This window comes from Brevibacterium sp. K72 (assembly GCF_050562175.1).
Lineage (GTDB): Bacteria > Actinomycetota > Actinomycetes > Actinomycetales > Brevibacteriaceae > Brevibacterium > Brevibacterium casei.
Map to the genome: position 1 here is coordinate 1,396,931 of NZ_CP191582.1, position 24,277 is coordinate 1,421,207.

The following is a 24,277-nucleotide window of genomic DNA, read 5'->3' on the forward strand; positions in this document are numbered from 1 at the left end:
ACGCGCAGAAGTGACCAGTTTTCGCCGGATCGGTCAGGTCGCAACCTGACCTTCTCGGCGGAAACTGGTCACTTCTGTTTGCAGCGCCGTCGGGCTGCACGCCAGCGCGCCGCCGGCCCGCACCCGCGACCGGCCGGCGCCTTCTCAGCGGGTCTGCGCGCCCTTCGCGCCTTTCGCGCCCTTCGCAGCGTCCTTCTTCTCCCAGTACGCGCGGGTCGTCACTTCGTCCGAACCGTCCCACGCGTCGATGCCGGTGACACCGGGCAGGTCATCGCGGTTGAAGACCGGCTCGAGACCCTGCTTGCGCTGAGCGGTGTAGTTCTTGAGCACCTTGAGCGCGATGCGTCCGAGGAGGAAGACGGCCACGAGGTTCGTCAGCGCCATGATCGACATGAACACGTCGGCTGCCGACCAGGCCAGAGGCAGGGCGATGACGGAGCCGGTGAAGACGGCCGCCATGACGATGAGACGGTAGGTCATGATCGCCGGACGCGCGTTCTTCTTGAACAGGTAGGAGATGTTCGCCTCGCCGTAGTAGTAGTTGCCGAGGATCGAGGAGAACGCGAAGAGGAAGATCGCCACGGTGAGGAAGTGCACCGCCCACGTGCCCAGCTGCGAGGCCAGCGCGGTCTGCGTGAGGGAGGCACCCTGGGCCTCGTCATAGACGGGGTTGGACAGGAGGACGATGAACGCGGTGATCGAGCAGACGAGGATGGTGTCGAAGTAGACGCCGAGGCTCTGCACGAGACCCTGCTTGGCCGGGTGCGACACCGACGAGGTGGCTGCGGCGTTGGGGACCGAACCCATGCCGGCCTCGTTGGAGAAGAGGCCGCGGCGGATGCCCTGGAGGATGACGATGCCGATGCCGCCGCCGACGACGGACTGGATGCCGAACGCGTTCTCGAAGATGAGGGCGATCATCGCGGGGACCTCGGTGATGTTCATCGCGACGACGAGGATGCCGAGCAGCAGGTAGGCCCCGGCCATGACCGGGACGATGACCGAGGACCATGCTGAGATCCGCTGCACGCCGCCGAGGAAGACCGCGCCGGTGACGAGGGCGAGGAAGATGCCGAGGCCGACCGGCAGCCAGAAGCTCTGCGTGGTGTCGACGTTGAGGCTCGTCGCGGTGGCGTCGACGATCGAGTTCGCCTGAAGCGAGTTGAACACGAGGCCGTAGGTGACGGTGATGATGACGGCGAAGAACGCGCCCATCCACGGCTGCTTGAGCCCGACGCTCATGTAGTAGGCAGGACCGCCTCGGTAGGAGTCCTTGTCCTTGACCTTGTAGAGCTGACCGAGAGTCGATTCGACGAACGCGGTGGCCGCGCCGAAGATCGCCATCAGCCACATCCAGAAGATCGCGCCCGGACCGCCGATCGAGATCGCGAGCGCGATGCCGGCGATGTTGCCGGTGCCCACGCGCGAGGCCGCGGAGATCCAGAAGGCCTTGAACGAGGAGATCGACTTCGTGCCGTCCTTGTTCTCCCCGGGGCTCTCGCCGATGACGCGGAACATCTCCGGCAGCATCCGCAGCTGGACGACGCCGGTGCGGATGGTCAGGTAGAGGGCGACGGCGATGAGGACGACGATGAGCACCCAGCCGAGCCTGTCATTGACGAGTGCGATGAGGTCCTGGAGGGTTTGCATGCGATGGTCCAATTCGTCAGGAGTTCTTGAGAGTTTCCTCACCTCATTGTGCCACTCCGCTGTGAGCCGAGCCGCACCTGGGGAGCGTTCGGAAGGTGCGGTGATCCTTCCGTGCCGAGGTCAGGGCGCCCCCCCGCCGAGGCGGTCGGTGACTGAGATCACGGCCGTGCACTTCAGGCGTGGTACGCTTCGATGGATTCGACCCGAAGACATCGTGACGCAGCCTGCCGACGCATACCTCTGAGACTCCTACTCCGGCACCCACCCTGTTCAGTTCCCCTTGATGGAGTCTCCGTGAAACTCATCCGTCGCGCCGCCGTGTCCGCGCTCGCCGCCGTTGCCCTCGTCATCGCCCCCGCCGCCTCGGCGGACGCCGCGAATGTCTCGTTCGACGTCACCAAGCTGACAGCAGACAACCTCGTTGTGTCTGATTCGAACTGCAAGTATTTCAACGTCTACCTCAAATACCGGTCCTCAGGAACCGACTCGTGGACAGTCATGCCTGAAATCATTGGGCGGCACGGGTACGCAGGCGACCTGTTCTTCGCATCTACATTTCGTCCGAACGATGTTGACCGTGGGATGGTCTGCCCCAGCAGCGACGGTCTGGGGAAGTACACCTTGGGGCCCTCGGAGGTGACAGCGGAAAACTACAGCGGTGACTACTACGATCACTATGCCGGTACCGACCACACCAAGGGCAGCTTCTATGTCCGCGGCAAGGCCTACGCGTCGCTGTCCACCAAGCGCAGCGGGAAAACGGTGACCCTGACGTCGACGACCAAGGTCTACAGCCCGGAGGACTACGGCAAGGTCAACTACAACCCGAAGGTGAAGTTCCAGGTCAAGTCCGGCAGCAAGTGGAAGACCATCAAGACCGTCTCCGCCAAGAAGGGAAAGGCGACGCTCAAGGTGACGTCGAAGGGCAAGAAGACCTACCGCGTCACGTTCGATCAGGTCAGCTGGGCGACCGGGGCGACGTCGAAGACCGCGAAACGCTGACGCGGCCGTTCGCGAGATCCGTCCAGCGTCGATTCTCCCAGAAGTCAGCTCGCTCCGATCCAGGATTCACGTGCGCGCAACCCAAACATCACTCGCACATCGCCTCCCGAGACTAGGCTGATCCGCAATCGCCCTTGAGGTACCACGATGACGGCACCACCGGCACCGCCTCGGCGATCATCCCCGAAGGAGTCTCCCCATGCCCATCACCGTCCTCACCCATCCGCCAAAGGGCGGTGTGCGCACCCCGGTGCCGCCGCTCGTCATCGCACATCGAGGTGCGTCCGCGGGCTGGCCTGAGAACACGATCCCGGCGTTCGTCGCCGGGATCGATCAGGGGGCGGACATGATCGAGGTCGACGTGCACCTGAGTGCCGACGGTGAGCTCGTCGTCGTCCACGATGTCACCCTCGATCGGACGACGAACATTCGCACCCTCCACCCCGAGCGCACCGACACGAGAGTGAAGTCCCTGACCGCGGCCGAGATCGCCGAACTCGACGCGGGCAGCTGGAAGGACGAGTCGTTCGTCGGTCTGCAGGTCCCCACCCTCGCCGAGGTGCTCGCCCTCGTCCACACGACCCGCACCGGTCTGCTCCTCGAGGTCAAGCACCCAAACCTCTATCCCGGCATCGCCGAGGCGATCGTCCGTGCCTGCGATGAGCTGCCCGACTACCTCGACCGCTCTCTTGCCGCCGGCCTCCTCGTCGTCCAGTCCGCCGACTGGGACTTCGTCCGCGAGTTCCACGAGCTCGCGCCCGAGGTGCCCGTCGGTCTCCTCGGCCGCCCGACGCTCGAGCAGCTGCGCGAATTCGCCGCGTGGGTCGACCAGATCAATCCTGAGCACATCGACGCCGATGCCGAGTACCTGACGACCGTCCACGAGCTCGGCATGTCGAGCCTTGTGTGGACGGTCGACGCGGTGACCGACATGGAGAAGTCGATCGAGTACGGCGCCGACGGAATCATCACCAACGTCCCCGACGTCCTCGTCGAGGTCGTCGAGGAGCTGTAGGCGCCGCTCACTCCCGCGGAGCGCGAAGCTTTCCGCTCAGCGGGGTGTCCCACTCCGCCGGCTCCGCCACGGGGAAGCTCAGGCCGGTGATCTCGCCGGTGTGGATGCGGACGAACCGGTTCTTCCTGCCGCCCTGCCACGGGGTGACGTCGAGGGAGATCGTGTCGAGGAGCTCATCGGTGCGGTTGATCGGCTTCGCCGTGCCCTTGACGACGACGCTCCACGCGGTGCCGGTCTCCGGATCGAATCCGTCGACCTCGAAGGCGACCTGCGGATGCTCGTGGATCGCCTCGACCTTCGTGCCTTCCCCGGAGCGGAAGACGACCGAGGCGTGATCGACGGCGTAGTTGACGGGGAAGATCTCCGGGTGGAGATCAGCGCCGTCGCCGACGATGACGGCCAGGCATCCGATCGACGTGCTCCGCAGTCGGTCCCAGCACTCGTTGACACCGAGGACCATGGTCGGGTCTGCATTCATCGCGCTGCCTCCTGCTCTGGCCCGGCGGCCGTCGCCGGATGCGACTGCCGGCCCGGGTTCTTCTACGCAGTGTAGAAGAACTGTCAGTGGTGAGGCGCGGTCCGCCGCGATGCGGCACTCGCCGTCTCATCACGGGCACAGGTGCGGTTGCGCCCTCGCGGTCCCCGCGCGGAGATGAGACGCTGGAGGCATGGCCAACGAACTCGCAGCATCGACGAGCCCCTACCTCCGCGCGCACGCCGACAACCCCGTCGACTGGCGGATGTGGACGAAGGAGTCCCTCGCCGAGGCGGTCGATCGCGACCTCCCCCTCCTCATCTCCATCGGCTACTCCACGTGCCACTGGTGCCACGTCATGGCCCACGAATCCTTCGAGGATCCCCAGGTCGCCGCCCTCATCAACGACCGCTTCGTCCCGATCAAGATCGACCGGGAGGAGCTGCCCGACATCGACGCCCACTACATGAACGCCCTCCAGGCGATGCGCGGGCAGGGCGGCTGGCCGATGACGATCTTCGCGACCCCGACCGGCAGCCCCTTCTACGCCGGCACGTACTTCCCGCCGACCCCGCGCGGCAGCCTTCCCTCGTTCACCCAGGTCCTCGACGCCGTGTCCCAGACCTGGACCGACCGCCGCGCCGAGGTGACCGAGATGTCCCAGCGCATGGATCGAGGGCTTGCCGAGATGGCCACCGCCGTCACCGACGCCCTCCCCGCCGAGGCGGTCGCCGAGTCCCTTTCCGCCGACGAACTCGACGCGGCCGCCGCAGCGCTCCTCGACTCCTACGACCCCGCATGGGGCGGCTTCGGCAGTGCCCCGAAGTTCCCGCCGTCGATGAACCTCCTCCAACTCCTCTCCACTTTCGTCCGCTTGGGCGGGACCACCTCGGCGGGGGAAGGATCCGATGACGGAGACCCCGTCGCCGAGGCGAAGCGGACAGGACGGCTGAACGTCCTCGGGGCGGACGGCCACCTCACCGGTGAGCTCGTCCTCGACTGCCTCGTCGCCGTCCGGTCGACGTTCGCGCACATCGCCGCGGGCGGCATGCGCGACCAGATCCGCGGCGGCATCGCCCGCTACAGCGTCGACCGGCAGTGGTTCGTCCCCCACTTCGAAAAGATGCTCTACGACAACGCCCTCTACCTGCGCGCCGCCGTCGCGTGGGCCAAGGTCGAACGCAGCCTCGACCCGGCCTCGAAGTGGCTCGCCCTCGCCGAACGCGAAATCGACGACACTGCCGACTTCATGCTCGCTGACCTCTCCGACGGCGACCGCTTCATCGCCGCCCTTGACGCGGACTCGTTGGGGGCCGACGGGACGCTCGAGGAGGGGGCCGCCTACGTCGTCACCCCCGAGGAGTTCGCACCGGTCGACGGTGTCGGGGTGCTCCAGCTCGTCGATTCTCCGGCCGCCGCCGAGCTGCCGGGTCAGGTCATCGGGGCACCGCGGATCGTCGACTGGCTCGGAATGGACGACGTGCCCTTCGACGCCGATCACCCCGCGCCGTGGGCGACCGAGGGCACTGAGAGGCAGCGGTTGGCGCTGCGGGACCTCCTCGATGAACGGCCCCGGCCGGCGCGGGATGAGAAGACGATCACCGAATGGAACGCCTTGGCCATCACAGCCCTCGCCGAGGCGGCCCTCTACCGTCACCCGGACGACCGCGCCTCCGTGTGGGGGAGCACCGCGACCGCGTACTGGGAGGCGATGCTCCACCGGTTCGGCACCGGAGTCGGAGACATCGACGCGGCCCCAGACGAGGTCGAAGTTCCGGCCGTTCGCGACCTCGACGTCCGGCGCAGCTTCACCGGCGACGATCCCGGGCCGGGTGCCGCGGGATTGGCCGACTGGGCGCAGATGCTCGTCGCCGGCCTCACCGTTCTCCAGTTGCGCAACGCCGGGCTGGCCGATGGCGCGGGCGAGCATGCGCGGCCGCAAGTGAGCTTCGACGATGGCGCGCTCTCGCCGGCGGGGCTGACCGAGATGGCCGCGGTCATGCTCGAGAGGTTCACCTCGCGGAACGAGGACGGCACTCTCACCGTCGTCGACTCGGCCCCCGATGACCTCATCGGCGTCCGCGGCTCCGACCCGGTCGACAACGCCCTGCCCTCGGCACGGGCAGCGGCCGCCGAGGCGATGCTCCTCCTCGGCGAACTCGGAGTCGAGGGCAGCGCTGGGTCGGAGGGGCGCCTCGGCGACTGTGATCGAGACGATGCGGGCACCGGACGGACCGACGGGCACCAGTCTCTGACGACGGGGACGATCCTCGAGGTCCGCGACCGCCTGCTCGGGGTCTATCGGGCGCTCGCCCAGCGGGCACCGCGCGGGTGCGGGCACGCGCTCTGGCAGGCCGAACGGGCGCTCGCCCCGGTCCGCGTCGCGAGTCGCGACGATGCTCTGCGCACTCTCGCGTCGAAGCATCCTGCGGTCACGGTGCTCACCGATTCGACGGGGGTGCCGGATGAGAACGGGGAAGAGGTCGCCGTCCCCGAGGGCGCGGCGATCGTCTGCCGGGGATCGGCATGCTCGCTGCCGGTGAGGACGGCCGAGGAGCTGGCCAAGCTGCTGGACGGATGAGATCGGGAATCGCTTCGGCGCAAGGGTCAGTCGCCTCGGTGGCCGGGGGATCCCACCCAGCAGAGGGCGGTCCCCGGTCGCTGAAACCCTTAGTGAAGACCCCTCATCCATGTGATTCGCTTTTCGCCCGATCGCTCGGTTCAAGAACCGACTGATCGGGCGAAAAGTGACTCAGACTGGCCTGCTGGCGTCGATCACAACGTGTTGTCTGCCGAATCGCACAGGTGGCTGTCGCTCAGATGCAGAATCCTGTCGGAGCGCTCGGCGACCCGTTCACTGTGGGTGGCGATGATCAGGCTCGTGCCCATGCTCTTCACGATCTCGAAGACCCCGAGGATGCGATCTTCGGATTCTGGGTCCAGCGAGCCGGTGGGCTCGTCGGCAAGGATGACTCTGGGCCGTTTCACCATGGCCCGTGCGATGGCGACTCGCTGAGCTTCGCCGCCGGAGAGCTGCTTGACCCGCTTGCGTGCGAGTGAGCCGATCCCCAGGCGTTCGAGGCACTCCTGAGATCGTTCCTTCGCCGTTCGTCGGTCCGGGCAGCCGAACATCACATTGCGCAGAGCACTGCGATCGTCGAGGAGATCGAACCTCTGTGTCACATAGCCGATCGATGACCAGCGAAGGCGCGACAGACGAATCGCATCCCGGTCGACGGTTTCACCCTCGAACGTGTATGTTCCCGTATACCCCGTGTCGAGACCCGCGATGATGCGCAGCAGCGACGTCTTGCCGGAGCCGCTTCTGCCCATGATCGCGACGGCGCTCGGAGGCCGGCCGAGACGGAAGTCGAGATCGTCGAAGAGTACTCGAGTCTCCCCGTTCGGTTCTTTGATGCGCTTGCCCACTGACAGCAGTTCCACGGTCATGATTCCTCTCCTTCCAGAAGATGCCTGCGTATGTTGTTTGTGCGCAGCAGAGCCTGGAGTGCACTGTCAATGACGAGACAGGCCACCGCGATGAGCGCGACCGGTGCCAATGCGGCGAGATTCATCTGCGGAACGGACAGAAGAAGAAGCGCGAACGCGATCAGCAGACATGCGTATTCGACCGCGGTCACGGTGATGATCCGGGTCAGTGTCACGCGGCTGCTGACGCCGAGCAGATGTTCGATCTTCTGGATGCGCCAACGTCGCCTGGCGACGTGTGCGCCGATGATTCCGTTCGACAGTCCCACGCAGATGATCAGCAGCACCGCGATGCCGGTGAGCAGGGCCGTGTTGTCCTGGATGAGTTGCCTCGTCAACTGGAACTGCACCAGGTACGTCGGTGCGTTGAGAACGGTGAAGTCGTCGAATCCTGCACGCGTGGAGACCTCTCCAAGATGACGCAGCACCTCGTCCGAAGAGGCCTCGGTGTCGACTGCAAGGTCACCGGCGATCATCGCGAATGCGAGTATCCCGAAGAAGTACTGACTTGCTTCGGTCGTCCGCTCCATCACTGGCGGATACGGAACGATGACTGCATCATCGAGGAACGTATTGAGTTCCCCCTGGTAGTAGATCGACGAATCGGGGGGAAGGAAACCACTGACGACGAGTGAGAAGTCCTCGAAGTAGTAGCTGGCCTCCACGACGTCGCCGACGGCGTAGATCCCCGAGTAGTCCGCGCCGAGAATCACGGGAATCGTCCGCGTCGAATAGTCGACCTCCGACCAGTCGATTCCTGGACCGTCCACCGCCTCGAGTGAATAGAAGTCGAAGGCCCGCTCATTCATCTGAAATGATCTGACGTCAGTCAGGAGCTGTCCGGTCTCGTCATCGACATACTCGCCGCCAGCGTCCAAGCCACCCTCGAGCGAGGCGTCGAATTCGGGTCCTCCGCGGAAGTCAGGGATTGAAACGGGCTGGTCGAACACTGAGAGGAACGGCATCTCGGTACTGCCGTTGAGCTCGTTGTAGAAACGAGCGACAGTATCGAGCCGCTCCCCTGATTCGCGGAACGAGGAGAACGCATCAGGGTCGGCCAGAGTATCGGTGACCCCGTACATGTCGACTTCGGCATCGCTTGAGAAGCTTCGCGAGATCGCGCTCTTGCTGATTCCGGCGAACGCCACCACTTGGTAGATCAACGTCAGCACGAGCCCGAGAATGATCATCTTCATCACAACGAAGACCCAGTTCTGTCTGAGATCGCGAACTATCTCCATTTCCGCATCCTTAGGTATTCGATGGACGACCCGCCAGGGAACGCCAGAACCGCAATGACCACGGGCATAACCACTGTGATTCCCGAGCTGCTTCGGAGTTCAGTGAACAAGTGCTGTCCGGCGGTGAGGCTGAGTCCGGCTCCCACGGCCGCGGTCAACAGGAGTGCCATGAGAGCAGCCGTGAACATCCGCAGCGGGCTGCGCCCGACCAGGAACCCGACCCGAAAGGTCCGCCGCGAGAGCTGACTGGCGAGGATCCCGGTGAACACCGCGCAGATTCCCACAACAGCGACAACGACGAAGTCGACGACCGGCGAGACGAGGTCAACCCTGGCTCGGCGATTGACACTGGCATCACTCCTCGTCACCTTGTCAGCCGGCAGCGCTGCTGCCTGTTCCTCCATTGCTGGCCCGTCGAGAATGACTCCACTCTGAAGATCCGGAGAGTCCACGATGTCGCGATCGGCGACGATGACGTCATCGGCCAGGAGACTGCGATTGTCTCGACCCAGTCGACCGATCACCTCGTATCCGACTCCGTCGAGTTCGTAGACGGACACCCCGTTTTCGCGTGTCACAGGCACCTGATCGCCGACCAGTGCCACGTGTTGCTCACCACGGCGAAAGCTGCGCCCCTCGTGGATAGGAAGCTCGAGAAGATCGAGGCGATCGCTGTCGACGGCGCGAATTGCTCCGCCATCGTCGAGGTCGCGGAAGATGGAATAGTGCCCCAAGGATTGGTCAAGGAGTGTACGCGCCTCTTGGGCCGTGCCTGAGAAGGTAACCATGTGCTGCGTGAGCAGATGGTTGCCCTCTCGGGTGATTTCGGACTGCCGGGTGTCATAGATCCGGACCCCCAGGAGAGCCACCGACATGACGACGAACAACAGTCCCACAATCAGATACTGGTAGGACCTCATCGACCGTAGTAGGTGCGCGCCCTGCCGTAGCCGTTGCTCTTGGCATTTGGATTGAACGGAACCCACTTAGTCACCGCTTGTGATTTTCCCGTCCCGTATTTTCTGCCCGAGCTTGTAATGACACCCTTGTTGGGCCAGTAGTGTTCGAGACGAGCAGTCGTATAGTGCTTCACGCCCTTCCACGTCGTCCATCCATGCGACCGCTTATTGGTCGTGCCCTTGATTGTCTTCTTTTCGGACCAGCCTCCATACACTGAGGCTGTTGTTCACTTGCGGACACAGCCGTTGCGGATGCGACCGAGACCACTACGGCAATCGCAACGCCATTGGCAGGTTTCTTGAGGAAACTCATTTCATCCTTTTGATTGATACTTCTACTATTGTCAACTGATATGCATGTGTAGTAGAGCACTTCTTCCTCGCCACGAAGCAAGTGAGGCGCACAGCAGCGAGAGCCACGATAGCGGGGATGACGAGTTTCGTCTTCATGCTTCTGAGGTAGATTTTCGGTTTGATTCTTGGCGGTGGTAATGATAGCTCTGCGATGCTTGGTCAAGATTTATGGACGCATTTATCACGCCGATCTTCGCAGAGGAAATTATGTGTACGTGTCGTTCATCTCTGGAGTCGCGTGACCAATTTGAGAACACCCCGACGCCGCGATTGAACTGCCTGTCACGTGCACCCGGAAGCGGCGCTGCGCGATCGAAGCTGCAATTGGGGTCGGAAGCCGTCGGCATCGAGCAACAATATTGCGATGCAGTCGGTAGGATTTCGGACGTCAAGGGTGGTGTCATAGCGTCGAAGCAACACTCCCGGTCGGCGGGGGTCTGATCGGTGGAGTGTGCAGATGGCGCGGGTGGGGTTGTCGTTCAGCGACAGGTCGGAGATCTCGGCGGCCTCGAAAGCGGGCTGGTCGGTGCGGAGGATCGCCCGTCACCTGGGGCGTTGCCCGTCGGTGATCTCGCGGGAGCTTCACCGGAACTCGACGAAGACCCGCGGCTACCAGGCCGTGACCGCAGACGTCAGAGCGCAGCGTCGGCGAGCTCGCCCGCAGCAGCGGAAGGTCGCGGGGGATCCGGTGCTGCAGGCGAGGGTGGACGCCGACCTGGCCGCGTCCTGGACGCCGAACGAGATAGCGGGCCGGTTGCGTCTGGAGGCGACAGACCCGACCGTTGAACGCATGGCGAACTCTCCTGACGCACGCGGCCGAACCGTCTCCGGTGAGGCTATCTACCAGTACATCTACGCAATCCCGAAGGGTGAGCTCGCCCGCAAGGGCATCTTCCTGCAGTCCAAGCGGACCAAGCGCCGACCACGTACGACCGGGCGGACGCGCGGTGGCCCAATCGTAGGTATGGTCCCGATCGCGGAGCGAGGTGAGGACGCCGCCCAGCGTCGGGTGCCGGGGCACTGGGAGGGTGACCTGATCATCGGGAAGAACGGCACCTCGTGCGCGGCGACGCTGGTGGAGCGGATGAGCGGGTTCACCGGGCTGCTGGCCCTGCCCTCGAAACACGCCGAGCCAACCGCTGACGCGGTCATCGAGTTTTTCAACGACCTGCCCGAGATGATGAAGGCATCGTTGGCGTGGGACCAGGGCAGCGAGATGGCCCAGCACGCGAAGGTCTCCCTGGCCACGGCGATGCCGGTCTACTTCGCCGATCCCCACTCGCCCTGGCAGAGGCCCAGCAACGAGAACACGAACCGGCTCTACCGGGAGTATCTGCCCAAGGGCACGGTGATCCCCGATCACCAGCCCTACCTCACCACCATCGCCGAGGAGATCAACAATCGACCCCGCCGCCGACTGGGCTATCTCACGCCCACCGAGGCATTCGCTCGACTGCTCGCCGGCGAGCCCCATGTTGCTTCGACGCCTTGACATCGCCAAGAACGATGCCACGAAAATGTTCGAAACGACCATTGATTGCTGGGGCGGGGAGGTTGCCGGTCCTGGGTCGGTCGGAGTATGCGAGGAAGCCAGCGACGCACTGTTTCAGTGAACGACCGCGAACGCGGATCCCGACGTGAACACCGCTGCTGGGCGAACAGATCACGGCGTGTATCATCGCGTCGCTCTTGGTTGGGTCGGGTTTCCGGTAGGCAGCGATGCTGCCCCAAATCGCCCCGCCCTCGTCGTATTCCTCAGTGATGCCCGAGTGTTTCCAGATGGACGCGCTGGTGATACCGGTCGAGTCCGTCGCCGGCGGGTGGGGTGAGCAGCTCCGCCCTCACTCGACCAGGCGCAGACCCCGGTAGCGGTTGAGGGCGGCCGCCATCTCCTGCGGGCGCGGCCTCGCCACGTGCCCGGGATGCCTGCGATGGCCGGTGAGCCCGTCGATGCCCTGCGCGTCGAGCATCTCCTCGATCTCCGCCAGCGCCTCGACGACCGAGGTGCGACCGTCGAAGATCTTCGCCATGTACTCCAGGGCCTCGGCCACGCCGTTCGTCTGCTCGGGATCGACGAGCTGGGAGACCGCGGCGAGATCGATGAAGGACTTGCCGAACTGGATGAGATCGAGGCCCTTCGCCTTCGCTCCCTTGGTCTTCGCCGCCGGTTTGAGCGCATCGGCGGTGGGGATCCTGGCAGGCGGATCGCCGAAGACGTCGTCACCGGACTCGGCGTCGGCGACGAGATCGGCGGCATCGACCCCTACGAGCTCATGCGCCTTCTCCGTGACATCGCTCGGCACATAGGCGTCCATCGCGATGACGAGGTCGGCGACCTCGAAGAACGCACTCGATCCGCCGGCGACGAGCACCGTCGAGACGCCCCGTTCGGCGAGCAGCGGGCGGACGCGTTCGACGAACGGCGTGATCGGCTCCCGGTTCGCAGGAATGAGGGCTCGCATCCGCTCGTCGCGGATCATGAAGTTCGTCGCCGAGGTGTCCTCGTCGATGAGCAGCGTCTGCGCAGACGCCTCGACGGCCTCGACGAGGTTGGCCGCCTGCGAGGTCGAGCCGCTCGCGTTCGTCGTCGAGAAGAACCTCGTGTCAGTGCCGGATGGGAGATTGTTGATGAACGGCGAGATGTCGTCACCGGTCACCGCGCGGCCGTCTTCGGCCCGGATCGCCGTCGCAGTCGGCTCGGTGATCACCCATTCGCGCCCGTCGCCGGCCACGTGCGGGTAGACGCCGCGTTCGAGCGCGCGCAGGATCGTCGACTTGCCGTGGTAGCCGCCGCCGACGATGACGGTGACACCGCGGGGGATCGCCATGCCCGTGACGCTGCGCCCGCTGCTGAGGTCGAAGGTCCGCTCAAGGCTCTCGGGACTGCGGAAGGGCACGGCCACCTCGGCGTCCATCGGACGATCCGAGTCGCCCGACCGGCGGGGGAGGACCGCACCGTTGCCGACGAAGCCGAGCAGATCCTCCTCGCCGAGGCGGCCCTGCAGCTCGGTCTGATCGCGGAGCAGCTGCACGTGGTCGGCCAGCGCCTCGCCGTCGACGTTGGCGAAGAGGAACATCTGCCGGGCGAGTTCGACGACGTCGCGGGTGACGGTGTCGGCGGCCTGATGCCCGAGGATGCGCCGCCCGCGGGCGGGCAGGTTGACGAGCAGACGCGCCTCGAACCCGGCGTCGTCGATGATGACGTTCGTCCGCTCGAGGACCTCCTGGCCGGGATGTCCGAGGTTGATCGCGCGCCCATGCTGCTTCCGCAGCACGGCATTGCCGGCCCGCAGGAGGAAGTCGGAGGCTCCGATCCGGTCGAGGCGATCGGTCGTGAGGTCGGCCGGGAAACCGGCGTCGGCGCGGTCGACGCGCACCCGCACCTTCGAGGGGGAGGCGAAGGGATCGACCTGGACCCGATCGACGGTGAGCGTGACCGGTCCGAACCGGTACTGCCCGGTGATCTGCTTGTAGTTGCCGTAGCTTCTGCCGTCGAGACCGTGGAGCGTCTCAGCGAGCGGGGACCGTTGAGGACTCATCTGTGAATGCTACGTGACGACGCGCCGCTGTGGGGCTCGCTCAACCGCTGGAAAAATCTGGTGTCATTGATTCTTGCATATGACACCAGAATGGTGTCATCATGGATGCATGAACATCACACGACATGTCGAACAGCTGCAGAATCAGCTCGCGACGGCTGCCGCGGCCGGCGATGACACCACGCGCGAAGTCGCCGGTCGTCTCGCTTCGGCCCTCGAACCCGCCGCACGGGTGACGATCCTCGACGCCCTCGCCGACGCCAGCGCCGAACTGACGACGGCGATCGCACCGGCCTCGATCGACGTCCGCCTCCGCGGCCGTGACATCGACTTCGTCGTCGACGGGCTGTCCGACGCGACGGAGCCGGCACCCGCCTCGGCGAGTCAGCCGCCCCCGTCCGACGATGCCGGCGAGGCTCTCGACCTCGACGAGGCGAGCACCTCCCGCACGACCCTGCGCCTGCCCGACACCATCAAAGCCCGCGCCGAGAAGGCGGCGAAGGCCGAAGGCCTCTCGCTCAATGCCTGGCTCGTGCGAGCCATCGCCGCCGGCCTCGACACCAGCGGCTCCGCCCGGACCCGAACCAGCCGAATCTCAGGATGGATGCGATGACCGACACCACTGCCACAGTCCACCAGGCCGTGACGATCGACGTTCCCGCGGCCGCACTGCTCGTCACCGCGAGCGACCGCGCCGACGTCGACGTGACGATCGAACCCTCCAACCCCGACCGCAGCGCCGACCGCGAGGCCGCCGAACGGATCACCGTCACCGAGACCGAGAACGGCATCGCCGTCACCGGTGAGAAGCGTCTGCTCCTCGGCGCGAACGGATCGGCCGACGTCCGGCTCGCGGTGCCCGCCGGCACCGACCTCGAGGCGACCATCTCTGCGGGGGCGGTGCGGCTGCGGGGCCACCTCGGCGCTGTTCGACTGAAGATCTCCGCCGGTGACGTCACAGGTGACACCATGGTGTCGATCCGTGCCAAGGTCAGCCACGGAAGCATCGCCCTCGCCGAGGTGGCCGACGGTGCCGATCTCCAGCTCTCCAGCGGTGAGGCCGAGATCGGTCGCATCGGGGGCGGCGAGACCAGGATCAAGTCGGGACACGGTTCGATCCGCATCGACGACTTCGCCGGTTCCGCCGAACTCATCACCGCGACCGGCGGCATCGCCCTCGGCGAGGTCGACGGCGACGTCTCGGCGACCTCGGGGCACGGCACCGTGCGGGTCAGCCGTGCCCGCGGCGGCCGTCTCGAGCTCGGCTCGAACTTCGGCGGCATCGACGTCGCCGTGGCACCGGGAGCACCGGTGTGGATCGACGCCGACTCGAAGCGGGGTGTCGTGCGCACCGACCTCGAATCCGACGCCGGCCCGCTCGGCGATGAGAAGCCCGTGGAGGTGCATGCGCACACGAAGTTCGGCGACATCGCCATCGACCGCGCGCGCTGACGCCGCGCTGACCCCCGCGCGCTGACTCAACTGTCTGACGCCGCGCGCTGACTCAACGGACTGACGCAGCGCACTGACTCAGCGGGCTGACATCGCGCGCGGACCCCGCGCTGTCTCGGACGGCCGCCTGGCGGATCATCGACCAGGGCACGCGGCCCATCCGACCGCCACTCTCACCCTTCATCGACCACCTGCCCTGGACGAACGCACCCGAAAACCGGCCCGGACCACCGACCGCGGTCGAGCGCGCCCGAAAACAGGGTCAGAAACTAAGCATCACCCGTGACACCCCACACCCCACACATCCATCGACACCCAACCCACCCATCGACGGCTCATCGAGCCGGGAACCAGGAGCATCCCATGTCGGATCTCGCGATCAGCACCACACGGCTGATGAAGTCCTACGGGGACAAGAGCGTCCTCGACGGCATCGACCTCGAGGTCGCCGCGGGGGAGGTGTTCGCCCTCCTCGGCCGCAACGGCGCCGGCAAGACGACGACGGTGAACATCCTCTCCACCCTGCAGCGACCTGACGGCGGTCGCGCCGAGGTGTTCGGCCTCGACGTCGTCCGCCAAGGCACGCAGGTGAGGCCCCTCATCGGCCTGACCGGGCAGTTCTCCGCGATCGACGGCCTCCTCACCGGCCGCGAGAACCTCGCCCTCGTCGCCGCCCTCGCCCACCTGCCGAAGTCGCAGCAGCGCCAGCGCGTGGACGAGATGCTCGAGCGCTTCGACCTCGGCGATGCCGCATCGAAGCGGGCGTCGACGTACTCCGGCGGCATGCGCAGGCGCCTCGATCTGGCGATGACGCTCATCGCCCGACCCCGACTCGTCTTCCCCGACGAGCCGACGACCGGTCTCGACCCGCGCAGTCGCCGCACGATGTGGGACATCGTCTCCGAGCTCGTCGCCTCCGGGGTGACGATCTTCCTCACCACCCAGTACCTCGACGAGGCCGACGCGCTCGCCGACAGGATCGCCGTCCTCGACGGCGGACGCATCGTCGCGAACGACACCGCGGCCGGGCTCAAGCGGCTCATCCCCGGCGGGCACGTCGACCTCGCCTTCGCCTCGGCGACGGATTTCGACCGGGCCCGCAGCCTCTGGCCTGAGGCGAGCGCACGATCCGAGGCGCTGTCCCTGTCCGTGGCCGGCGACGGGGGAGCCGGACACCTGCGGCAGATCCTCACCGGCCTCGAAACGGCGGGCATCGAACCGCTGGGAATCACGGTCGAGACGCCGAGCCTCGACGACGTCTTCTTCGCCCTCACCGGCCACGGCACCGCCCCCGCGCAGCCCGATACGGCGCCCTCCGGGACCGCCCGCACCGGCCACGGCACCGCCCCCGCCACACAAGACCCCGCACCCACCGAGCCGAAGGGCCGATGATGATGGCCACGACACTTTCCACCCCCGCCCCGCAGACGCACTCCCGCCCGCTCCGACATGCCTGGTCGGACACGGCGACGATGGTCAGACGGCAGTTCGTCCACGCCGCCCGCTACCCCGTCTGGATCTTCCTCGTCGTCGCCCCTGTCGCGATCCTCCTCCTCGCCGTCTTCGTCTTCGGCGGGACGCTCGGGCGCGGGCTCGGCGGCGACGCCGGGGACTATCTCGACTACATCATGCCGGGGATGATCGCGCTGACGATCGCCGGCGGCATGCAGCTGACCGCGCTCTCGGTCTCCCAGGACATGAACGAGGGCATCGTCACCCGGTTCCGGTCGATGTCGATCTCGCGCGGCGCCGTCATGGCCGGCCACGTCATCGGCAACGGCCTCCAGCAGTGCGTCGCCATCGTCCTCGTCATCCTCGTCGGAGTGGCCATCGGCTTCCGCCCCCACGCCGACGTCGTCGGCTGGCTCGGTTTCGCCGGGTTCGCCGCGGCGATCATTCTCGCCCTCGGCTGGCTCTCCGTCGCCCTCGGCGTCACCGCGAAGTCCGTCGAATCCGCGAGCAACCTCCCGATGATCTTCATGCTCCTGCCGATGATCGGCTCCGGATTCGTGCCCACCGACACGATGCCCGGGTGGATCCAGGCCTTCGCCGACTGGCAGCCGTTCACGCCCATCATCGAAACCGTCCGCGGCCTGCTCATGGGCACCCCGATCGGCGCCGACTGGTGGATCGCACTGCTGTGGTTGGCCGGCATCGGCATCCTCGGCTACGTCCTCGCCCGCGTCGCGTACGAACGCCGGGCTGCGCAGTAGGGCCTTCCCTCGCCGAGGCGGCCGCCGGGTCCCCGTCATCGTCGAGTCATCGACGGCGTCGGGGCCCGGCGGTCGTGCGATGTCGGAGGCCGCACCAGTCCGAGGTCCGCACGCTCCCTGGCCGAACGGTTGCCCCACCGGTGTTCCTCTCAGGGCGGGTGTTCAGCCCCGGCTGATGTCCTGTCACCTCGGTGTTCACTCCCGCGTCCCGACCTCCCCGAGGTAGAAGGCGGCGGCATTGTCCCAGAACACGGCGTCAGCCTCGGCAGGGGTGAGCACACTCTCGATGAGTCGGAGGTCGTCGTCGGCGAACGGGCGCCGGGCCCGCGTCGAGGGCAGGTCGGTGCCGACCATGAGCGCTCTCGGGTCGGTGTCGACGATGCGGCGGATCACCTCGGCGGGGTTGAGCTCGACGCGACCGAATCCGGTGGCCTTGACCTTGACGCCGCCCTCGACGAGGCGGAGCAGCCTCGCCAGGCCATCGGCGTGCATGCCGAGATGGTCGATGCTCACCGCCGGCAGCGCGACGAGGCGACCGGCCAGTTCGGAGTCGATCGTCCGGGCGTCGATGTAGAGCTCGGTGTGCCACCCGGCGAGATCGTGGACCCGGCGGGCGAAGCGGTCGAGGTCGTCGAGCTGAGCCGAGCCGCCGCGGGCGACGTTGAACCGCACGGCGCGCACGCCCGACTCGGCGAGCCCCAGGATCCGCGCATCAGGGGTGTCCGCCGGCAGCTGGGTGACCCCGACGAACGTCGGACCCAGTGCGCGCAGAGCCTCGACGAGGTAGCCCTGATCGAAAGCCTGGAACGACCCGGACACGACGGCACCGCCGGCGATGGTGAAGGCCGACTTCTCGGTCGTCGGTGGCTCGCGGTCGGGGGTTGCCCCGAGGTGGGCGACGCGGGCGCGATAGTCGGCGACGGTGAACGGGTCCGGAAGGAAGCCGTCGTTCTCGACGAGCGGGTGTGCGGGATCGATGATGTGAAAGTGCGCGTCGAACACGCGCCGAGGGACGGTCATGGTCCCAAACTACACACGCGCACCCCTCGGAACACTGCGTCCTCCCGCAACCGGGAGTCCCGAATAACGGCACTGCGGATAACGATCTCGCCAAACCGCGGCCGGTTCGCGTCGATGTGCGGAGAGCCGGCGGGCGACTGAGTATATTGTGAATCAGCTCACAATCGCGTGTGAGGGCAGAGGGCAATGACGCTCGATCGCCCCGCGCACCCGAGCCTCCCGCACCAGCCCACCCAGCACCACCGCAACCGTCATCGCCGAATCCGAAACCACTGACCGCCCCCGCACCGCAGACACCAGAGAGAGCGAGAGGACACCGATGTCCGAGCGTCCGTCCGGGACCGCCACGAGTCCGCTTCCCCAAGCGAACGTCGACGAACTCATCGCGCAGTACGACGAAGAGCTGCCGCAGCGCACGCTCACGCGCCGGCTCGACCTCGGTGTCTCCATCGTCTGCTTCCTCATCTCGCTCTACGTGCTCAACCAGGTGTTCTTCCCGCTCAGGCAGGGCAACCAGTACTACCTCATGTGGTTCCTCGCCTTCGTCCTCCCGCTCGTCTTCATCTGCTACCGGCCCGGCTTAGGCCGGAAGAAGGAGGTGGGGGAGCGGGTCGCGGACGCCGCCGAGGAGGTCGCCGCCTCGGCGACGGGACCGTCCACGGCAACCGGCTCAGCGGACCCGACCCAGGGCAGCCCCACCTCGGCGAGGACATCGAAAGCCAAGACCCAGCCCCCGTCGAAGCCCCAGCGCTCCACGGACAATCCCTCGGTCATCGACTGGATCCTCGTCGTCGTCACCTTCCTCACCTGCGCCTATCCGGTGCTGCCGTTCTTCTCCGGCGGCTTCAACGAATTCCTCAACCGGCAGGGCTCGCTCTCGACCCTCGACGTGACGATGGGCGGGATCCTCCTGCTCCTCATCCTCGAAGCGACGCGGCGGACGACCGGCCTCATCCTCCCGATCTTCTGCGTCGTCTTCTTCCTCTACAGCTACTACGGGGCCTACATCCCCGTCGGCTGGCCCGGCGCGCACGCGGGACAGAACTTCGACCAGATCATCAACGCGCTCTACAACGACGCGTCGGGCTTCTACGGCATCCCGCTCGACGTCGCCGCGACCTACATCGTCCTCTTCACGATCTACGGCGCGGTGCTCGACAAGACGGGCGCGGCGAACTTCTTCATCGACCTCTCATTCTCACTCTTCAAGAAGTCGAAGGCCGCGCCGGGACGCACGGTCGCGCTCTCGGGCTTCCTCCTCGGCACGGTGTCGGGGTCGGGCACAGCCACGGCCGTCTCGCTCGGCGCGGTGACGTGGCCGGTGCTCAAGAAGGCCGGCTACCCGAAGGAGAACGCCGGCGGCATGCTCGCGGCCTCGGGCATCGGCGCGATCCTCTCTCCGCCGACCCTTGGCGCCGCGGCCTTCATCATCGCCGAGCTCCTCAACGTCTCCTACGGCCTCGTCCTCCTCTGGGCGGTCGTCCCGACCCTGCTCTACTACTTGGGCATCTTCCTCGCCATCGAGATCGACTCGCGCAAGATCGACGTCGACTACCGCCCGCCGCCGGGGCTGCGCTCGTGGCCGATCCTCAAGAAGGGCTTCTACCACTTCATCTCGCTCGGCATCATCGTCGTCTTCCTCGCCCTCGGCATGGCCCCGTTCAAAGCCGTCGTCTACGCGACGCTCGTCGGCATCGGCTTCGGCATCATCGAGATCGTCCTCACCCACCGCAGGCAGCCGGCCGCGATCCTCCGGGCGATCTGGGACGTCATCTTCGGCGCACTCTCGACGGGCATCCGCTCGGTCCTGCCGGTGACGAGCGTGTGCGCGGCCGCCGGCATCATCGTCTCGACGATCACGAAGACCGGGCTCGGCCAGGTCATCTCCGACATCCTCGTCAAGGGCGCGCAGGCGATCTCGACGAATCCGACCGCCGTCCTCGTCTTCACGTGCATCTTCGCCGCGATCGCCGTGACCGTACTCGGTCTCGCGGTACCCGTGACCGCCTCGTTCATCATCAGCTGGGTCATCGTCGGTCCGGCCCTCATCACCCTCGGCGTCCCCGAGGCGGCGGCCGCGATGTTCATCTTCTACTACGCCGTCCTCTCCGAGGTGTCCCCGCCGACCGCGCTCGCCGCCGTCGCCTCCTCGGCCATCACCGGGGGCCGGGTCATCGCGACGATGTGGCAGGCGTGCAAGTACGCGATCCCCGCCTTCCTCGTCCCGCTCGCCTTCACCTTCACCCCCGAAGGCGCCTCCCTCGTCGCGCAGGGCGGATTCCTCGGGGCCCTGTGGACCGGTGCCGTGTCCGCGTGCGCCGTCGCCGCGCTCGCCGCCGGGGCCGGCGGCTGGATCATCCGCCGAGCCGGCTGGCCCGAACGCGTCCTCTGCTTCATCGCCGCCGGCGCGCTCCTCTACCTCCAGCCGCTGTCGATGACCATCGGCTTCGCCGCCCTCGCTCTCGCTGTCATCGTCCACCTCATCCTCCGCCGTCGTCCTCGGAGTCCGCAGGCCACCCCCGCCGAGGCGGCCCACCCATGACCTCGCACCTGACCTCCCAGCCCGGTGCGGGGACCGGACGGCCCAGCCGCCCAACCGCCGACGCCAACTGCTGGCGCCAACCGCTGGCCCCCGATCGTCCACTGAAGCCGCTGTCACCGGACCTCCACTGAGACACCCACCGAGAAAGGGAAGAGCCCATGAAGAGAACGAAGATGTTCACCGTCACCGCGGCCGCGATCGCCACGGTCCTGGCCCTGAGTTCGTGCGGCGGCAAGCGCGAGAACACCCCGGCCGCCGAAGGCGGTGACGGCTGCACGGCGGCGTCGGGCCAGATCACGATCGCCACCGGCAACTCGACGGGCGTGTACTACGTCCTCGGCGGCGGTCTCGCACAGCTGATCTCCGACAACACCGAGCTCAAGGCCACCGCCGCCGAGACGGGCGCCTCGGTGCAGAACCTCCAGCAGCTGGCGAAGGGCGACTACGACATCGCGTTCTCGCTCGCCGACACCGCAGCCGATGCCGTCACCGGCAACGCCGACTTCGACAAGCCCGAGGAGATCTCGGCGCTCACGCGCATCTACGACAACTACACGCACGTCATCGTCCGCAAGGACGCGAACATCAAGTCCGTCGAGGACTTCAAAGGCAAGACGATCTCGACCGGGTCACCGAAGTCCGGCACCGAGGTCATCGCCAACCGTCTCATCGAATCCGCGGGCCTCGCCGAGGGTGATGTGACGAAGCAGCGGCTCGACCTCGCCAAGACGGTCGACGGGATGAAAGACGGGACGATCGACGGCATGGTGTGGTCGGGCGGTCTGCCCACCGCAGGCGTCACCGACCTCTTCACCTCGAACGGCGGGGACGTCGAGTTCGTCGACATCTCCGGGCTCGAGAGCAAGATGAAGGAGCTCAACCCCGTCTACGAGGTGGCCGAGATCCCCGCCGACACCTACAAGGGCGCGGGCACGGTGAAGACGATCGTCACCCCGAACGTCCTCATGGTCCGCAACGACATGGATGAGGGCACGCAGTGCGCGCTGACGAAGCTCATCTATGACAAGAAGGCCGACCTCGAGAAGGTCCACGCGGCCGCGAAGGACATCACACTCGACACTGCGGTGCCGCCGGAGCCGATCACACTCGCCCCCGGCTCGCAGAAAGCCCTCGACGAGCTGCAGAAGTGAGGGACTGAGTCACCCGACGCTGGCAGCGCCCCCGGCGCCTCAGCCTCGGCGGGGGCCGACCGTCGGCTCGGGAAGGTACACCTGGGCCCCGCGCTCGAGGAACTCCCGACTCTTGGCCTGCATGCCCGCGATCGCGGCCTGCGCCTCGGCGCTTCCGTAGGTGTCGCGGATGTCCTGGGAGATGCGCATCGAGCAGAACTTCGGCCCGCACATCGAGCAGAAATGCGCGGTCTTCGCCGGTTCGGCGGGCAGGGTCTCGTCGTGGAATGCCTCCGCTGTCTCCGGGTCGAGGCCGAGGGCGAACTGATCGCGCCAGCGGAACTCGAACCGCGCCTTCGACAGTGCGTCGTCACGGGCGCTCGCCCCGGGATGTCCCTTCGCGACGTCGGCGGCGTGCGCGGCGATCTTGTACGTGATCACGCCCGTCTTGACGTCCTCGAGGTCGGGCAGGCCCAGGTGCTCCTTCGGGGTGACGTAGCAGAGCATCGCGGTGCCGTAGCGGGCGATCTCCGTGGCCCCGATCGCCGAGGTGATGTGGTCGTAACCGGGAGCGATGTCCGTGACCAGCGGACCCAAGGTGTAGAAGGGCGCGCCGTCGCACAGCTCCTGCTGCCTCTCGACGTTCTCCCGCACGAGGTGGAGCGGAATGTGGCCGGGACCTTCGACCATGACCTGGACGTCGTGGGCCCACGCGCGCTTCGTCAGCTCGGCGAGGGTGTCGAGTTCGGCGAACTGTGCGGCGTCGTTGGCGTCGGCGATCGATCCGGGACGCAGCCCGTCGCCGAGGGAGAAGGCGACGTCGTACTGGGCGAAGATCTCGCAGAGCTCGTCGAAGTGGGTGTAGAGGAAGTTCTCCTCGTGGTGGGCCAGGCACCAGCCGGCCATGATCGAGCCCCCGCGAGAGACCATGCCGGTGACCCGGTCCGCGGTGAGCGGGACGTAGCGGAGCAGCACGCCGGCGTGCACGGTCATGTAGTCGACGCCCTGCTCGCACTGTTCGATGACGGTGTCGCGGTAGATCTCCCAGGTGAGCGCTTCGGCGTCGCCGTCGACCTTCTCAAGCGCCTGGTAGATGGGGACGGTGCCGATGGGGATCGGGGAGTTGCGGATGATCCATTCGCGGGTGGTGTGGATGTCGTTGCCCGTCGAGAGGTCCATGAGGGTGTCGGCACCCCACTTCGCGGCCCACTGGAGCTTCTCCACCTCCTCGGCGATCGAGCTCGTCACCGCAGAATTGCCGATGTTCGCGTTGATCTTGACGAGGAACGCCTTGCCGATGATCATCGGTTCGGACTCGGGATGGTTGATGTTCGACGGGATGATCGCCCGGCCTGCGGCGACCTCGGAGCGGACGAGTTCGACGTCGCACTGCTCGCGGATCGCGACGTAGCGCATCTCCGGAGTGATGATGCCCTTCCTGGCGTAGTGCATCTGCGTGACGGTGCGTCCGTTCTTCGCTCGCCGAGGTGACCGTTCCGGACCCTGCCACTGCTGAGAGGGCGCCCCGCGACGGACGGCGGCTCGGCCGTCGTCTTCGATGAGGTGTCCGCGCGCCTCGTAGGTCTCGGTGTCGTCGCGGTCGTCGATCCAGGGCGCGCGGTGCGGCGGAAGCCCGTGTTCGGGAACGGCGCCGGGGCCGACGGTGCGGTAGACGTGGACGGGTTCGTTGGGGCGGCCGTTCGTGTCCTCGAGGTCGATGCGGGTGACCGGGACGCGGATGCCGTGCTCGCTGTCCTCGACCCAGGCGAGCGAATGCGAGGGGTACTGCTCGAGGGAGTAGTCCTCGGCGGGCGTGGTGTTTTCGGGTGTGTCAGGGGTAGGCGCAGTCATCTGCGATCCTCTCTTCCTCCGCCGGTATCAACCGGATCAGGTTCAACGGTCTCGAGCGGCCTTAGCCCGATCTCAGCCTCCTGCCGGAGGCCCCCGTGGGGTCACACAACGACTATCACAGTGTGCGCGTCGCCACAAAACAGCGCGTCTCGTCGACCGCCCGTCGACCGTTCGGCGACCACCTCGTCGACTGTTCGGCGGCCACCTCGTCGACCGCCCGGCGACTGCCGATCGCCCTCGATCACCGCGTACCCGGTCGCGCTCGATCAACGCGGCGGGAGAAAATCGATGCTCCCGCGAAGTCGGTCGCTCTCGATCAACGCGCAGCCGGAATTCCGCGTCTTG

Annotated in this window: 18 protein-coding genes and 1 riboswitch; of the genes, 10 read left to right on the forward strand and 8 right to left on the reverse strand. The window is 66.5% G+C overall.

Annotation, left to right across the window (positions count from 1 at the left end):
- Positions 1-144 precede the first annotated feature (144 nt).
- Positions 145-1,650, reverse strand: coding sequence for an alanine/glycine:cation symporter family protein (locus tag ACQ1RG_RS06215; protein WP_009377390.1), 1,506 nt, complete (start codon positions 1,648-1,650; stop codon positions 145-147).
- A 294-nt stretch (positions 1,651-1,944) separates the two neighbouring features.
- On the opposite strand from ACQ1RG_RS06215, the gene ACQ1RG_RS06220 reads away from it, so the two are divergent.
- Both ACQ1RG_RS06220 and ACQ1RG_RS06225 read left to right on the forward strand, forming a co-directional pair.
- Entirely contained in the window at positions 1,945-2,652 is a 708-nt protein-coding gene (locus ACQ1RG_RS06220; RefSeq protein ID WP_009377388.1) for a hypothetical protein, read from the forward strand.
- A 199-nt stretch (positions 2,653-2,851) separates the two neighbouring features.
- Positions 2,852-3,667 carry a glycerophosphodiester phosphodiesterase gene (locus ACQ1RG_RS06225; protein WP_009377386.1) on the forward strand — a complete coding sequence of 272 codons (816 nt, stop codon included), beginning with the start codon at positions 2,852-2,854 and terminating at the stop codon, positions 3,665-3,667.
- 7 nt (positions 3,668-3,674) lie between these two features.
- Here the strand turns inward: ACQ1RG_RS06225 and ACQ1RG_RS06230 are convergent, their stop codons facing one another.
- Positions 3,675-4,145 carry a pyridoxamine 5'-phosphate oxidase family protein gene (locus ACQ1RG_RS06230; protein ID WP_009377384.1) on the reverse strand — a complete coding sequence of 157 codons (471 nt, stop codon included), beginning with the start codon at positions 4,143-4,145 and terminating at the stop codon, positions 3,675-3,677.
- A 190-nt stretch (positions 4,146-4,335) separates the two neighbouring features.
- On the opposite strand from ACQ1RG_RS06230, the gene ACQ1RG_RS06235 reads away from it, so the two are divergent.
- Positions 4,336-6,723: a thioredoxin domain-containing protein gene (locus ACQ1RG_RS06235; RefSeq protein WP_009377382.1), complete on the forward strand. Its 2,388-nt coding sequence runs from the start codon at positions 4,336-4,338 to the stop codon at positions 6,721-6,723.
- A 194-nt stretch (positions 6,724-6,917) separates the two neighbouring features.
- Here ACQ1RG_RS06235 and ACQ1RG_RS06240 read toward each other — a convergent pair whose 3' ends face one another.
- Genes ACQ1RG_RS06240 through ACQ1RG_RS06250 form a run of 3 tightly spaced genes read right to left on the reverse strand, consistent with a single transcriptional unit; the run spans position 6,918 to position 9,792 of the window.
- Entirely contained in the window at positions 6,918-7,592 is a 675-nt protein-coding gene (locus ACQ1RG_RS06240; RefSeq protein WP_009377380.1) for an ABC transporter ATP-binding protein, read from the reverse strand.
- Positions 7,589-8,872 carry a hypothetical protein gene (locus ACQ1RG_RS06245; RefSeq protein ID WP_009377378.1) on the reverse strand — a complete coding sequence of 428 codons (1,284 nt, stop codon included), beginning with the start codon at positions 8,870-8,872 and terminating at the stop codon, positions 7,589-7,591. The genes ACQ1RG_RS06240 and ACQ1RG_RS06245 overlap by 4 nt, the downstream gene beginning before the upstream one ends.
- Positions 8,863-9,792 (reverse strand): hypothetical protein, encoded by a 930-nt coding sequence (locus ACQ1RG_RS06250; RefSeq protein ID WP_009377377.1) that lies wholly within the window; start codon positions 9,790-9,792, stop codon positions 8,863-8,865. The genes ACQ1RG_RS06245 and ACQ1RG_RS06250 overlap by 10 nt, the downstream gene beginning before the upstream one ends.
- A gap of 850 nt (positions 9,793-10,642) precedes the next feature.
- Between ACQ1RG_RS06250 and ACQ1RG_RS06255 the strand changes: the two genes are divergently transcribed.
- Complete coding sequence (locus ACQ1RG_RS06255; protein WP_009381402.1) at positions 10,643-11,677, forward strand: IS30 family transposase; 1,035 nt, start codon at positions 10,643-10,645, stop codon at positions 11,675-11,677.
- A gap of 349 nt (positions 11,678-12,026) precedes the next feature.
- Here the strand turns inward: ACQ1RG_RS06255 and ACQ1RG_RS06260 are convergent, their stop codons facing one another.
- Positions 12,027-13,724 (reverse strand): ABC-ATPase domain-containing protein, encoded by a 1,698-nt coding sequence (locus tag ACQ1RG_RS06260; protein ID WP_063250385.1) that lies wholly within the window; start codon positions 13,722-13,724, stop codon positions 12,027-12,029.
- Between the two features lie 109 nt (positions 13,725-13,833).
- Here ACQ1RG_RS06260 and ACQ1RG_RS06265 point away from each other — a divergent pair, with 109 nt between their 5' ends.
- From ACQ1RG_RS06265 to ACQ1RG_RS06280, 4 genes are all read left to right on the forward strand, one after another.
- Positions 13,834-14,337: a toxin-antitoxin system HicB family antitoxin gene (locus ACQ1RG_RS06265; protein WP_063250386.1), complete on the forward strand. Its 504-nt coding sequence runs from the start codon at positions 13,834-13,836 to the stop codon at positions 14,335-14,337.
- Complete coding sequence (locus ACQ1RG_RS06270) at positions 14,334-15,176, forward strand: DUF4097 family beta strand repeat-containing protein (RefSeq protein WP_063250387.1); 843 nt, start codon at positions 14,334-14,336, stop codon at positions 15,174-15,176. Before ACQ1RG_RS06265 ends, ACQ1RG_RS06270 begins: the two co-directional genes overlap by 4 nt.
- Before the next feature lie 363 nt (positions 15,177-15,539).
- Positions 15,540-16,568 carry an ATP-binding cassette domain-containing protein gene (locus ACQ1RG_RS06275; protein ID WP_259819583.1) on the forward strand — a complete coding sequence of 343 codons (1,029 nt, stop codon included), beginning with the start codon at positions 15,540-15,542 and terminating at the stop codon, positions 16,566-16,568.
- 2 nt (positions 16,569-16,570) lie between these two features.
- Positions 16,571-17,389, forward strand: a complete 819-nt coding sequence (locus tag ACQ1RG_RS06280; RefSeq protein ID WP_259800831.1) for an ABC transporter permease — start codon at positions 16,571-16,573, stop codon at positions 17,387-17,389.
- A 195-nt stretch (positions 17,390-17,584) separates the two neighbouring features.
- On the opposite strand, the gene ACQ1RG_RS06285 is transcribed toward ACQ1RG_RS06280, so the two are convergent.
- On the reverse strand, positions 17,585-18,409 hold the full coding sequence (locus ACQ1RG_RS06285) for an amidohydrolase family protein (protein WP_131248594.1): 825 nt from the start codon (positions 18,407-18,409) through the stop codon (positions 17,585-17,587).
- 319 nt (positions 18,410-18,728) lie between these two features.
- Here ACQ1RG_RS06285 and ACQ1RG_RS06290 point away from each other — a divergent pair, with 319 nt between their 5' ends.
- Both ACQ1RG_RS06290 and ACQ1RG_RS06295 read left to right on the forward strand, forming a co-directional pair.
- Positions 18,729-20,951 (forward strand): TRAP transporter permease, encoded by a 2,223-nt coding sequence (locus ACQ1RG_RS06290; RefSeq protein ID WP_082834971.1) that lies wholly within the window; start codon positions 18,729-18,731, stop codon positions 20,949-20,951.
- A 158-nt stretch (positions 20,952-21,109) separates the two neighbouring features.
- Positions 21,110-22,102 carry a TAXI family TRAP transporter solute-binding subunit gene (locus ACQ1RG_RS06295; RefSeq protein WP_131248593.1) on the forward strand — a complete coding sequence of 331 codons (993 nt, stop codon included), beginning with the start codon at positions 21,110-21,112 and terminating at the stop codon, positions 22,100-22,102.
- Between the two features lie 39 nt (positions 22,103-22,141).
- Here ACQ1RG_RS06295 and thiC read toward each other — a convergent pair whose 3' ends face one another.
- Positions 22,142-23,932 carry a phosphomethylpyrimidine synthase ThiC gene (gene thiC, locus ACQ1RG_RS06300; protein ID WP_063250392.1) on the reverse strand — a complete coding sequence of 597 codons (1,791 nt, stop codon included), beginning with the start codon at positions 23,930-23,932 and terminating at the stop codon, positions 22,142-22,144.
- Positions 23,929-24,039, reverse strand: a riboswitch (TPP riboswitch). It overlaps the preceding gene by 4 nt.
- Positions 24,040-24,277: the final 238 nt, after the last annotated feature.